Below are 12,748 nucleotides of genomic sequence, written 5' to 3' on the forward strand. Positions count from 1 at the left end.
TTTTTTATTTTTGTGTTATAATGTATTTTATTGATAATCAATAGTTTTATTTTGTTAATTAAATATAAAGTATTAAATTAGAGTTAATTAACTCTTAATTTATAAATACTTTTAATTATGGCTGTAAAATACAACGTTATTCAGAAGGCTTACCCAGGAGATCCTATGGCGCCTAAAAAGTTCTACGCAAATTCTATTGCAGATGGTGAAGTATCACTTCGAAATTTGAGTAAAGAAATTGCGCAAACCTCATCTGTTAGTGAGAGTGATGTGTATGCAACATTGATTGATTTGGCTAAAATGTTATCGAAACATTTGTCTGATGGAAAGATTGTTCGCTTAGGAGATTTTGGTTCTTTTCAAATAAGTATTAGTAGCGAAGGAATGGATGCAATGAACAAAGTAAATTCTGCTTCTATAAAAAGTGCTAAAATACTTTTTAGACCTGGTCTCGATTTACGAGATACTTTAGCTACTTTAAAGTATGAGAAAAAGAAATAGTTGAGATAATTTTTCTAACTTCTAATTGAAGTAAATAAAAAACGTCAAGTGGTTTTCATTAAAACCACTTGACGTTTTGTTTAAAACCTCCTTAGGTTTTATATAAAAGGTAGGGAGGTTTTATGAAAAGTTTATTTATATCTCAATTGAATAATCATTAACAACATAGAAACATAGACTATGAAAACTAAAAAATATTTAGATGAATTAACTTATGAAATAATAGGTTCTGCTATAGAAGTTCATAAAATAATGGGTAGAGGATTATTAGAAAGTGTTTATCATCAATGCTTAAAAGAAGAATTAAATCATAGGAAAATAAATTTTCTCACAGAAATGAAGGTTCCAGTTGTCTATAAAGAAAAACTGCTTGATCTTGATTTTCGTTGTGATCTCTATGTAGAAAATAGTATAGTTGTTGAGTTAAAAGCTGTGCAAGATATTTTTCCTACTTATGAAGCTCAATTATTAACTTATATGAAACTACTGAAATGTCCAAAAGGAATACTAATCAACTTCAATTGTTTTAACATATTTAATGAAGGATAAAAAACGTATGTTAATGAGTTTTTTACTCATCTTCCAAATTATTAAACCCATGTATTTATATTATTAGAATAGATAGATTTTTAATTTTGTTTTGGTAAAATATTAACCACATAGAAACATAGAAATTGATTAATTGTGATTTATTTATAAACTTTCAGTTATTAACTTAAGTAAAGTTACTGTGAAAACTATAAGTCTATTCAAATCTTTATCAATATTTAACCTATGTCTCTATGTGGTTAAAAAAGATAAAATATTAACCACATAAAGACATAGATAAAGATATAACTTGTGTTTTAAAGTATTAAAAAAAGAAAAGTATAAAACTTTATAAGCTTCTTACTGCTTAATATCCATAATATCTCGCAATACATTCCCAAAGATATTAAACCCAAGAACCAATAACATAATAGCTAATCCCGGTAGAATTGCCAAATGTTGTTTCCCTAAAATAATATGATTATAATGTTCTTTTATGATATTTCCCCAAGACGGAGTAGGAGGTTGTGCGCCAATTCCAAGAAAACTAAGACCGCTTTCTACTAAAATTGCCGAAGCAAAATTGGCAGCAGATATAACGATAATAGGTGCAACAACGTTAGGTAATATTTGGTTGAAGATAATTCTTGTGTCCGAAAATCCTAAAGCTTTTGCAGCTTCTACGAATTCTTTTTCTCTGTATGATAGGAATTGTCCGCGAACTACACGTGCAACTTCTACCCACATCGTTAGTCCAACTGCGATAAATATCTGCCAAAATCCTTTTCCAATAGCTAAGGTAATTGCAATAACCAATAGTAATGTTGGGATAGACCACACAACGTTTATCAACCACATTATAATGTTATCTGTTCGTCCCTTGTAATAACCTGCAAGAGCGCCCAAGGAAATTCCGACAACTAATGAAATGAAAACAGCGATAAACCCGATAAGAAAAGAAATTCTTGTCCCGATGATTAATCTAGAATAAAAGTCTCTTCCGTAAGAATCTGTTCCAAGTAAATAGGTTTTTGTATAGATAAAATCCTTCTCTATATCTTGCGTTTTGATGTTATGCTTTGTCCAAGTTAACAAATCTATCTTTATTGCTTCACCACTTAGTCCGTTCCCTATATATGGAATATAAGTAATGCTTTGTCCATCTCTTTTGTAAGATGTAATACTTATTTGTTCGGTATCGATTTCTTTCCCGAATATAAAATCAGAAAAGTTCGTTTTTCCTGAATAATTAGGTAAAGGGATTTCGATTGTTTTTTGCTGATAACCTATAGGTGAATATGCAATGGTTAGGTCCTGTCTGTTTGCATTTTCCGTTTTGTCGGACGCAAAGACATAAGCAAAAATAGAAATGATTGCAGCTAATACTATTACACTAAAAGAAAGAACACCAAGGGTGTTCTTTCTTAATTTATTGAATATGATTTGAGAAAATGAACCGTTTTCTTGTTCCATTATTTAATGTCTCTTAAAACGTTAACAGCTTCGTTTAAATAAAAGTCTTTTTGCATTCCTTTGAACCAATTGTTACGTTTAGCTTTTAGAACAGTATCTGTTTTAGTAGTTGCTAAATCGTTTTGATTCATTGTAAATTTGAAATTGTTTTTATACTTGTCTAAAGTTTCGAATTTCTTGATTTTATCTTCGCGTGTTTTACGGTACGTTTTGTAATCTTCTAAGTTCAAAGGAATCTCTTTTACGTCTTCCATTGATTTGATGAACTTGAAACTTTCGTTCATTAATGCTAAGTGAGCATTGTTTGCCAAACGAGTTTTACTGTTCGTTTTAATCTTCGCTAAATCGAAAGCAGAAGGCCATTTTGCAATAACCAATGGTTTGATTTGATCCCAGTTCAAGGCTTCTGAACGAGAAGCTTCGCTGATATCTTCGTAAGTGAATTGATCAACTAATGCAATGTCCGATTGAACTCCTTTCAATTGTGTAGAACCTCCGTTTACTCGGTAGAATTTTTGTATTGTTAACTTAATAGCGCCTAACTCATCACTTCCCGACTGACGATCTAAAGGCAAGATTGTTTGTACAGTACCTTTACCAAAGGTTTGCGGAGAACCCACGATAACAGCGCGACCATAGTCTTGCATTGCTGCAGCAAAAATCTCTGACGCAGATGCAGAAAGCTCGTTAACCATTACTACTAAAGGTCCGTCGTATGCGATAGAATTATCTTTGTCTTCGTGAATTTTAAGCATTCCGTCCGAACGTCTCACCTGAACAATTGGTCCTTGATTGATGAACAATCCAGAGATTTTAACTACCTCTTCAAGAGAACCTCCTCCATTATTTCTAACATCGAAGACAAGACCTTTGATGTTTTCTTTCTTCAATATATCAATTTCTTTCTTGATATCATCCGAAGGATAACGTCCGCCTTCTTTTCCCATTGGAGTGTAGAACTCAGGTAAATAGATGATTCCGTATTTATCTCCCTTCTCGTCCGTAATAACAGATGAGCGAGCAAACACTTCCTCTGATTCAATCACTTCACGAATCAAAGAGATTGTTTGTTGAGAACCGTCTTTTTTCTGAATAGTCAAGACAACTTCTGTTCCTTTCTTCCCTTTAATTAGGCGAATAGCATCGCTTAAAATCATCCCAACGATGTTTTTAGCTTCACCATTTTTCCCTTGTGCAACTTTAATGATCTTGTCACCAACTTCTAATTTATTGCTCTTCCAAGCTGGTCCGCCAACAATTAATTCAGCAATTGTAGCGTAACCTCTTTTGTCTTGTATTTTGGCTCCAATTCCTTCCATTTGTCCAGACATTTCGAATTCGAAATCCTCTTTACTTGTTGGAGAGAAGTATGTTGTGTGCGGATCGTATTGTTCTGTGAACGAGTTCATGTAAATAGAAAAATAGTTCTCGCGTTTTGTTTGTTTTATACGACGGAAATAGTCAGAAATCAAGTCTTTAACTTCTTCACGCGCCATCTTTTCTACTTCTGCAAAAGGCGTATCTTTTGTGATTTTCTTTTTCTCATCTGCCAAAGGATCTTTTATAGGTTTTATAGAAGAAGAGTTGTCTAATGTATCTTTCTTTTGACCTTTTAATTCGTCTTGCATTGAAATGATTTCTAACATCACGTTATATTTCAAATATTTGCGCCACAAATCTTTTGATTCGTTCTTATCTTTCGCGAATTTTGATGTTTTATAATCGATGTTGAAATTCTCTTTTTGATTGAAATCAAAAGGTTTTGACAAGGCATCCATCGAATATTTTTCAGCGTCAGCAATACGTTTGTAGATTGTGTCAACAGTAGAATTGTAGAAACCTAAGTTTTCTGATTTGTAATAATCATCTAAATTGTGATAATCTTTTTTGAATAGATCATAATCAGATTGCAATAAAAAACGTTTGCTTGGATCAATGTATTCTAAATATTTATTGAAAACATTTTCCGAAAATTTATCATCTACAGTAGCAGGTTTGTAATGTAGGTAAGTTAGGGTGTTTCGTGTATTTTTTACGATTAACTTTTCTCTTTCTTCATCTGTGTCTAGCATGGGTTTGCAAAAGCAAAAAGCAAGCAAACTCATTGATAAAAACGATAGTAATACATACGTTTTTTTAATTAACATATTGCGTTGGTATTATATAAATTAATAATTTAAGACTCCTTCAAATATAAAACAAAAAAGAAATTAGAAGGAAGTTTTTTACATTTGTAAAAATGATGAATAAAAGTAAGAATAAAATATGGAAAGACCGCTAATTTTAGTTACAAATGATGATGGAGTAACTGCGCCTGGAATAAGAGCGTTGATAGAGATTGCAAAAGGATTTGGAGAAGTTTATGTTGTTGCGCCAGATAGTCCGCAAAGTGGAATGGGGCATGCGGTGACAATAAATTCGACATTGTTTTGTGATGAAATAGAAGTTGATGAAGATGTAAAAGAGTATGCGTGTTCTGGAACGCCAGTGGATTGTGTGAAATTGGCTGTTTCGCAAATTTTACCTCGTAAACCAGATTTGTGTATTTCGGGAATTAATCACGGATCGAATTCGTCGGTGAATGTGATTTATTCGGGAACAATGTCTGCTGCTGTAGAAGCTGGAATAGAAGGGATTCCTGCGATTGGTTTTTCGTTGTGTGATTTTGCTTATAATGCTGATTTTAAAGCTGGAGAAGAATTTATTAAAACAATTATTGATCAAGTTTTAAAACATAAATTACCAAAAGGTGTAGTGTTGAATGTTAATATTCCGAAGTTGAAAGAACATGAAATAAAAGGAATAAAAGGAATAAAAGTTTGTCGCCAAGCTGATGCAAAATGGGAAGAAAAATTTGATAAACGTGAAGATCCTCGTGGAAGAACGTATTATTGGATGAGTGGAGAGTTTAAAAATCTTGACAAAGGTGAAGATACAGACGAACGTGCTTTAGAGGAGGGTTATGTTTCTGTTGTACCAGTTCGTTATGATTTGACAGCCCATCATTTTTTACCAGATTTAAGAAATTGGGATTTGTTCTAAGTTCGTTAAATCTACATTCAGAATGATAAAGCATAAAAAAAGGACTTCAATTGAAGTCCTTTTTTTTAAAATATTGAAATAATTATTTTACTAATTTTTTCTCAGCGTCACGATAGAAATTTTCTTTTTGTTCGTTTCCTAAAGTTTTGTAAGCTTGAATTAAGTTACGAATAACTTGACGATTTTCTGGTTGAATTTCGTACATTTTTTCAAGATAAGGAGCTGCTTCTGTAAACAAAGCTTTGCGTTTTACTTCGTTTGCATTATAAATTTCTTTCTCTTTTTTAGATGTTCCTAAATTGTTGTTCATTGTTTCAACAATTTCTTTGTCTGGTTGCAAAATAGCTAAAACTAAATTGTTGTAAGACTCGAAATGTTTAGGATTTAATTCAATCGCTTTTTTGAACAAGTTTTTAGATTCTTCTGCTTTAGAAGCGTCATCTAAATATAAAACTCCTAAGTTGTAATAATTTTGTGCATCGTTTGGATTAATTTTAATCGCTTCTTCGATACGTTTTGTCATTTTATCAGAGTTTCCAGAAACTTGGTAAATTCCAGTTGCGATATTGTTGATGTCAGCATCTTTTGGATATTTTGTAGTTGCTTCTTCTACGATAGTATCGTATTTTTTCGCATTGTACAATCCATTAAGTGCTAAAACATACATGTCACGGTTGTAATCTTTTGTTTGATTAGCTGATTTACCAGTGAATCCTTTTGCCGCTAATTCTTTCAAAATCGTTAACGATTTATCATAATCAGCTGCGTTGTAAAAACAGATTGCAGCTTGATATTTATAGATATCTTCTTTTGTACCTAAAGCTTCAACTAAGTTGAAAACATTTAAGAATTTTGTTCCAGCCTCAGTAAATTGTTTTGCGTCCATTGCTTTGTTTGCAGCGTCTAATTCTTTGTTTGCTAAATTAGAAACTTCAGATTGCAACAAGAAACCATATTTTGGTTGTAAAGCAACTTCTTTCGCTTTTGCGTAATTACCACTAGCTGTAGCTTTATCTAAATCGGCTTGAGAATAGTAAAATTCGTCTTTTTTAGAGTCTTTATTTTTGACTTGCCAAACTTTACCGTTTTCGTATTTAGATAATTTTGCTAAATCTTGACTTGCTTTTGTAACGTCACCTTTTGCTAAGTTTTCTTTTGCTGATTTATTATATTTTTCAGCTAAAACTGTAGGTTCTGTCGTTAATTCTTCTGTGTTAGTTTGAGCGAATGATGTCGACATTGCTAAAACTAATCCTAAACTAAATAATAATTTTTTCATTGATTATTCATTATTTGGATCCTCAGCAGGCGTTTCTTCTGCTTGAGTTTCGTTGTTTTCGTTTGTGTTTTCTACAACAATTGGATTTCCTTCTTCATCAAGTTCTACTTCGTTTTCCAATTCTTCTTCAACTTGTACTTTTGCAATTGCTGCAATTTCGTCGTTCTTTTTCAAGTTAATCAATCGAACACCTTGTGTTGCACGACCCATTACACGAATTTCATCTAAACCAGTTCTAATAGCAACTCCAGATTTATTAATGATCATTAAATCATCTTCGTCTGTAACAGCCTCAATCGCGATTAATTTTCCTGTTTTATCAGTAATATTAAGTGTTGTTACACCTTTACCTCCACGATTTGTTTCACGATAATCTTCGATAGAAGAACGTTTTCCGTAACCTTGTTCAGAAACAACTAATACAGTTTCTTTTTCTACATCAGTCACAACAATCATCCCGATAACCTCATTATCTGGTTGATCTCCTAAGTTGATTCCGCGAACACCAGAAGCAGTACGACCCATTGGACGAACTTTCTCATCTTCGAAACGGATAGCTTTACCATATTTAGAAGCGATCATAATTTGAGATTTACCATCTGTTAATAAAGCTTCTAATAATGTGTCACCTTCGCGAACAGTAATTGCGTTGATACCATTAACACGTGGACGAGAATAAGCTTCTAAAGATGTTTTCTTGATGATACCATTTTTAGTTACCATGATTACGTAATTATTATTTACGTATTCTTCGTTCATTAAATCATGTGTAAGGATATATGCTTTTACTTTATCATCTGGCTCGATGTTAATCAAATTCTGAATTGCACGACCTTTAGATGTTTTAGAACCTTCTGGAATTTCGTACACACGCATCCAATAACATTTTCCTTTTTCTGTAAAGAATAACATGTATTGGTGGTTAGATGCCGAAACCATATACTCTAAGAAATCTTCGTCACGTGTTGTAGCGGCTCTATTACCAACTCCTCCACGAGATTGTTTGCGGTATTCAGAAAGTGGTGTACGTTTGATGTAACCCATGTGAGAAATCGTTAAAACAACTTGCTCATCAGGAATTAAATCTTCGATATTTAAGTCTCCACCTGCGTAATCGATATCTGTACGACGTTCGTCACCATATTTTTTACGAATTTCTAATAACTCATCTTTGATAATTTGCATACGTAAATCTTCGTTTGCTAAAATATCTTTCAAATGGTTAATCATTTTCATGATTTCTTCGTACTCTTCACGAATTTTATCAATCTCAAGACCAGTCAATGTACGTAAACGTAAATCTAAGATTGCACGTGCTTGAATTTCTGATAACTCGAAAGCTTCCATTAATCCTGTGCGCGCTTCGTCTGGTGTTGCAGATTCGCGAATGATTTTAATTGCACGATCAAGATCATCTTGTGTTCCGATTACTTTCATGTAACCTTCTAAGATATGAGCTCTTTCTTGCGCTTTTCTCAATTCGTATTCCGTACGACGAACAATCACTTCGTGACGATGTTCTACGAAATGATAAATCATGTCTTTCAAATTCAATTGCTCTGGTCTACCTTTTACCAACGCAATGTTATTTACACTGAAAGATGATTGTAATTGAGTAAATTTATATAGTTTATTTAAAACGACGTTAGGAACCGCATCCATTTTAAGGACATAAACGATACGCATACCTTTACGGTCAGATTCGTCACGAATCTCAGAAATACCATCTAATTTACCATCTTTTACCAACTCAGCAGTTTTTGCAATCATATCTGCCTTGTTAACTTGGTAAGGAATTTCTGTAGCGATAATACAATCGCGACCATGTACTTCTTCGAAATTAGTTTTTGCACGTAAAACAACACGTCCACGTCCAGTTTCGAAAGCTTGTTTTACACCATCATAGCCATAGATAGTACCTCCTGTTGGGAAGTCTGGCGCTTTGATGTATTGTGTTAATTCGTCAATTGTAATCTCACGATTGTCGATGTATGCAATTGTTCCGTCAATAACTTCTGTTAAGTTATGTGGCGCCATATTTGTTGCCATACCAACCGCAATACCAGATGCACCATTTACTAATAAGTTTGGAACACGAGTAGGTAATACAGTAGGTTCTTGGATAGTATCGTCAAAGTTTAGTTGAAAGTCAACTGTCTCTTTATCTAAATCAGCTAATAATTCGTCTGAAATTTTTTGAAGTCTTGCTTCAGTATAACGCATTGCAGCAGGTGGATCACCATCTACAGAACCGTAGTTACCTTGTCCGTCAACTAATAAGTAACGCAAAGACCAAGGTTGCGCCATACGTACCATTGTGTCGTAAACAGAACTGTCGCCGTGTGGGTGAAATTTACCTAAAACTTCCCCTACAATACGTGCCGACTTTTTGTAAGAACGATTAGAAAAAACACCTAATTCATACATTCCGAATAATACTCTACGGTGTACAGGTTTTAAGCCATCACGCACATCCGGAAGCGCACGAGATACGATTACCGACATCGAATAATCGATGTAAGCGGATTTCATTTCATCCTCAATGTTAATTGGGATTAGTCTTTCTCCTTCAGTCATATTGTTTTGTTATATAAGGTGGCTAATATACGAATTTTAAGCTAAAATAAGATTGATAAAAACAAGATATTTGATGTTTTATGAAAGTTTTAAGGAAACTTTTCTAATCCTTCTAAAAATAGCTTTGTTTTATCCTCGTAAATGATATTGTTGATAAGTTTTAATTGTTATTGTTTTAATTTTCTCTTGCTTAACAAAAAAATGTTTTTATATTTGCACTTCGAAAATTACAAAGTGTAGAACGGAACGCGGTTTACTATTAATTCAGCTTTTTTGTAATTTTCTATCAATTTGATTTTTGAATTAATAATAATAACTGTATATTTGCAACCCATTCGAGTAATGGATTAGAAACTTAGTAAAGATGAGTAAGAGAACATTTCAACCAAGTAACAGAAAAAAAAGAAACAAACACGGATTCCGTGAGCGTATGGCTTCTAAAAACGGGCGCAAAGTATTAGCTGCTCGTAGAAAGAAAGGAAGAAAAGCATTAACTGTTAGTGAAGTAAGAGCTAAAAGATAATCGCTACAATTCATAAAAAATAAGCTTGAAGGTCGTTCTTTCAAGCTTTTTTTTTACATTTGTTTTAAAGACTGTAGAAAAGTATGGAAGCTAAAAATGTAATTGAGTTAAGTCAATCATCTATATATCAAAGAAATCATTTAGTATTATCTGACGTTAATTTTACACTTAATGAAGGAGAATTTGTCTACCTTATTGGAAAAACAGGAAGTGGAAAAAGTAGTTTGTTGAAAGTGCTTTATGGTGATTTGCCGCTTCAATCGGGACAAGGTTCTGTGGTTGGAATGGATTTGAAATCATTGAAAACAAGTAAGATTCCTGATCTTAGAAGACATTTAGGAATTGTTTTCCAAGATTTCCAATTGTTAACAGATCGTACAGTTGAGCAAAATTTGACGTTCGTTTTGAAAGCAACAGGTTGGAAAGATAAGGCTACAATCGATAAACGTATTGATGAGGTTTTAGATTCGGTAGGGATGTTGTCAAAAAAGAAAATGATGCCTTTCCGTCTTTCTGGAGGAGAACAACAGCGTGTTTCTATAGCTCGTGCTTTATTAAATCATCCTGAATTAATTTTAGCAGATGAGCCTACAGGAAACCTAGATCCAGAAACGTCAAATGATATTATGGATTTATTGTTGTCGGTATCGAAAGAAAATAATTGTGCAGTTTTGATGGCTACACACGATTATGAAATTATTCGTCGCTATCCTGCGCGTAAAGTGCGTTGTGAAGACGGAAGATTATTTGAAGTTGCGGAAGCGATATCAGAATAAGATAAATTACACAATATAATTTTAAAGAAAGAGTTTACTTAGTTGTAGACTCTTTTTTTTGTTAAATAATTAACTAACTAATGTATCAAGGTAATAAACTTCATTTTATAAGTATGGATGTTCCATTTCCTCCCAATTATGGAGGTGTTATAGATGTTTTTTATAAATTGAAAGCATTTCATCAACTTGGGATTGAGATTCATTTACATCTGTTTGGGTTTAATGAAATAGAAAGCGATGTTTTAAGAAAATATGCTAAAGAAGTTTATTTTTATCCAATACATCAAAAGCCTAATTATATTTTTAAGAAATATCCTATTTCAGTAAGATCGAGGGATAGTCAATTATTGTATGAACGAATTAAATCGTTGAAAGCTCCTATTTTTTTTGAAAGTCTAAAAACAACATTTATTTTGAATAAATATACTCTTGAAGGTTATTCTAAATATTTGAGACTACATAATATTGAGCAAAATTATTTTTCCGGATTGGCTGAAAGCGAAAAGAATCTAGCGAAAAAAGCATTGTTTTATATTGAGGCAAAAAAATATATCCAATACGAAAATATTATCCACCAGTTTGATGAAGTTTTTACACTTTCTAAATTTGAACAAAATTATATTCAAGAAAAATATAATAAAGGAAAATTTGTACCTGTTTTTCATGGAAATGAAACTTTTCAATCATTAAGTGAAAAAGGAGAATTTGCTTTGTATCACGGAGATTTGAGAGCTTCGGACAATTGTAAAGTAGTCGATTTCTTGATAGAAGTTTTTAAAGAAATTGATTATCCTTTCGTTATTGCTTCAGGTTCTAGAGAGGATTGGGTAAAAGCAAAAATTAAAAATCATCCACATATACAATTTGTTAAATTGAAAGATTTTAATCATTTGAAAAAACTTTTCGCAAAAGCTCATCTTAATATTGCGTGGTCTTTTCAGGAATCTGGGACAAAGCTAAAAGTAATAAATGCATTATTCAATAGTCGTTTTTCGATAATTAATGAAAATGTAATAGATGATGAGAAAATTAGTGGACTTTGTGTTCAAGTTTTGAATAAATTAGAGTTGATAAAAGCTATTAATCATTTAAAAAATAAACCTTTTTTAGGGTCAGAAGAATATATTGATACGCTTGAATATGATTTGAATGATAAATTGAATGCCAAAATTATTTTGAAACAAATTTTTAATTAACTTTATGATTATGAACAGAAATCAATTTGCAGATATAATTTTACAACGATTAATTGATCAAAAGGAAGAAATAAGTCAACAATATAATAGTAGCAAAGATAAGATCGGTTATTTTTGGGTTGATGATCTATTACCAGAAGAATCTGTTTTGGAGATAAATCAAGTTTTTCCACAAGAAAAAGAAATGGTGTTGAAAAAAAGTTTGAAAGAAGATAAATATATTGCAGTTCAAATGAATCAATATCATCCTATTTTAGAGGAAATTATTTATGCTTTTCAAGATGAGAGAATCGTAAATTTGATTGCTGAGATTTGCGAAATAAAACAACCTATTCCAGATTCATCTTTGTATGCTGGAGGTTTGTCTATGATGGGAAATTGTCAATTTTTGCAGCCTCATCTAGATAATTCTCACGATGCGAAAAGAGAATTGTGGCGTGTGTTGAATTTATTGTATTATGTAACGCCAGACTGGAAAGAAGAATATGGTGGTAATTTAGAAGTTTGGCCAAATGGATTGAAAAATGATCAAATTACGATTTTTAGTAAATTCAATAGATTAGCGGTAATGGCAACGCATAATGATTCTTTGCATTCGGTTTCTCCAATAAAGTTTGAAGGTTTTAGAAAATGTGTTTCAAATTATTATTTTTCTAAAGAACCTTTAAGAGAAACAGATTCTTTTCATGTGACTTCGTTTAGAGGTCGTCCAGAGCAAAAGGTTTTGGATCAAGTTTTACAAGTTGATAATGCACTAAGAATGGGCGTTAGAAAAGTATTTAAAAAAGGAGTAGTGGAAAATCCGCATATTTATAAAAAAGAAGAAAAGTAGACCCGTAGTGCATTTAGGTAA

General features: G+C 32.3%; 11 protein-coding genes. 7 read left to right on the plus strand and 4 right to left on the minus strand.

From position 1 onward, the window contains the following. Positions 1 to 117: 117 nt before the first annotated feature. Together B3I31_RS03915 and B3I31_RS03920 are read left to right on the plus strand one after the other, a co-directional pair. Complete coding sequence (locus tag B3I31_RS03915; RefSeq protein WP_280036721.1) at positions 118 to 501, plus strand: HU family DNA-binding protein; 384 nt, start codon at positions 118 to 120, stop codon at positions 499 to 501. A 180-nt stretch (positions 502 to 681) separates the two neighbouring features. Further along, a complete protein-coding gene (locus B3I31_RS03920; RefSeq protein WP_219033707.1) occupies positions 682 to 1,050 on the plus strand; it encodes a GxxExxY protein in 369 nt (122 codons plus the stop codon). A 339-nt stretch (positions 1,051 to 1,389) separates the two neighbouring features. Here B3I31_RS03920 and B3I31_RS03925 read toward each other — a convergent pair whose 3' ends face one another. Both B3I31_RS03925 and B3I31_RS03930 read right to left on the minus strand, forming a co-directional pair. After that, positions 1,390 to 2,502: an ABC transporter permease gene (locus tag B3I31_RS03925; RefSeq protein WP_219033706.1), complete on the minus strand. Its 1,113-nt coding sequence runs from the start codon at positions 2,500 to 2,502 to the stop codon at positions 1,390 to 1,392. Beyond that, complete coding sequence (locus B3I31_RS03930) at positions 2,502 to 4,574, minus strand: carboxy terminal-processing peptidase (RefSeq protein WP_291060588.1); 2,073 nt, start codon at positions 4,572 to 4,574, stop codon at positions 2,502 to 2,504. Before B3I31_RS03930 ends, B3I31_RS03925 begins: the two co-directional genes overlap by 1 nt. 193 nt (positions 4,575 to 4,767) lie before the next feature. On the opposite strand from B3I31_RS03930, the gene surE reads away from it, so the two are divergent. Next, positions 4,768 to 5,544 carry a 5'/3'-nucleotidase SurE gene (gene surE, locus B3I31_RS03935; protein ID WP_291060590.1) on the plus strand — a complete coding sequence of 259 codons (777 nt, stop codon included), beginning with the start codon at positions 4,768 to 4,770 and terminating at the stop codon, positions 5,542 to 5,544. Positions 5,545 to 5,626: 82 nt separating this feature from the next. Here the strand turns inward: surE and B3I31_RS03940 are convergent, their stop codons facing one another. Then, positions 5,627 to 6,823, minus strand: a complete 1,197-nt coding sequence (locus tag B3I31_RS03940) for a tetratricopeptide repeat protein (RefSeq protein WP_221854161.1) — start codon at positions 6,821 to 6,823, stop codon at positions 5,627 to 5,629. Between the two features lie 3 nt (positions 6,824 to 6,826). After that, positions 6,827 to 9,400 (minus strand): DNA gyrase subunit A, encoded by a 2,574-nt coding sequence (gene gyrA, locus B3I31_RS03945; protein WP_219033702.1) that lies wholly within the window; start codon positions 9,398 to 9,400, stop codon positions 6,827 to 6,829. A 364-nt stretch (positions 9,401 to 9,764) separates the two neighbouring features. Between gyrA and rpmH the strand changes: the two genes are divergently transcribed. The 4 genes from rpmH to B3I31_RS03965 all read left to right on the plus strand — a co-directional run bounded on the left by rpmH (position 9,765) and on the right by B3I31_RS03965 (position 12,727). After that, on the plus strand, positions 9,765 to 9,923 hold the full coding sequence (gene rpmH, locus B3I31_RS03950) for a 50S ribosomal protein L34 (protein ID WP_019974979.1): 159 nt from the start codon (positions 9,765 to 9,767) through the stop codon (positions 9,921 to 9,923). Between the two features lie 83 nt (positions 9,924 to 10,006). Further along, positions 10,007 to 10,699 carry a cell division ATP-binding protein FtsE gene (locus B3I31_RS03955; protein ID WP_038333079.1) on the plus strand — a complete coding sequence of 231 codons (693 nt, stop codon included), beginning with the start codon at positions 10,007 to 10,009 and terminating at the stop codon, positions 10,697 to 10,699. A gap of 113 nt (positions 10,700 to 10,812) precedes the next feature. Then, on the plus strand, positions 10,813 to 11,895 hold the full coding sequence (locus B3I31_RS03960; RefSeq protein WP_219033701.1) for a hypothetical protein: 1,083 nt from the start codon (positions 10,813 to 10,815) through the stop codon (positions 11,893 to 11,895). A 10-nt stretch (positions 11,896 to 11,905) separates the two neighbouring features. After that, on the plus strand, positions 11,906 to 12,727 hold the full coding sequence (locus tag B3I31_RS03965; RefSeq protein WP_291058572.1) for a 2OG-Fe(II) oxygenase: 822 nt from the start codon (positions 11,906 to 11,908) through the stop codon (positions 12,725 to 12,727). Positions 12,728 to 12,748: the final 21 nt, after the last annotated feature.

The organism is Empedobacter sp. UBA3475 (assembly GCF_002378465.1).
Classification (GTDB): Bacteria; Bacteroidota; Bacteroidia; order Flavobacteriales; family Weeksellaceae; genus Empedobacter; species Empedobacter falsenii_B.

Coding starts and splice junctions, on each gene's coding strand:
- B3I31_RS03955 (WP_038333079.1), top strand. CDS start 10,007: ATGGAAGCTAAAAATGTAATTGAGTTAAGTCAATCATCTATATATCAA.
- B3I31_RS03920 (WP_219033707.1), top strand. CDS start 682: ATGAAAACTAAAAAATATTTAGATGAATTAACTTATGAAATAATAGGT.
- B3I31_RS03915 (WP_280036721.1), top strand. CDS start 118: ATGGCTGTAAAATACAACGTTATTCAGAAGGCTTACCCAGGAGATCCT.
- B3I31_RS03940 (WP_221854161.1), bottom strand. CDS start 6,823: ATGAAAAAATTATTATTTAGTTTAGGATTAGTTTTAGCAATGTCGACA.
- surE (WP_291060590.1), top strand. CDS start 4,768: ATGGAAAGACCGCTAATTTTAGTTACAAATGATGATGGAGTAACTGCG.
- B3I31_RS03965 (WP_291058572.1), top strand. CDS start 11,906: ATGAACAGAAATCAATTTGCAGATATAATTTTACAACGATTAATTGAT.
- B3I31_RS03930 (WP_291060588.1), bottom strand. CDS start 4,574: ATGCTAGACACAGATGAAGAAAGAGAAAAGTTAATCGTAAAAAATACA.
- B3I31_RS03960 (WP_219033701.1), top strand. CDS start 10,813: ATGGATGTTCCATTTCCTCCCAATTATGGAGGTGTTATAGATGTTTTT.
- B3I31_RS03925 (WP_219033706.1), bottom strand. CDS start 2,502: ATGGAACAAGAAAACGGTTCATTTTCTCAAATCATATTCAATAAATTA.
- rpmH (WP_019974979.1), top strand. CDS start 9,765: ATGAGTAAGAGAACATTTCAACCAAGTAACAGAAAAAAAAGAAACAAA.
- gyrA (WP_219033702.1), bottom strand. CDS start 9,400: ATGACTGAAGGAGAAAGACTAATCCCAATTAACATTGAGGATGAAATG.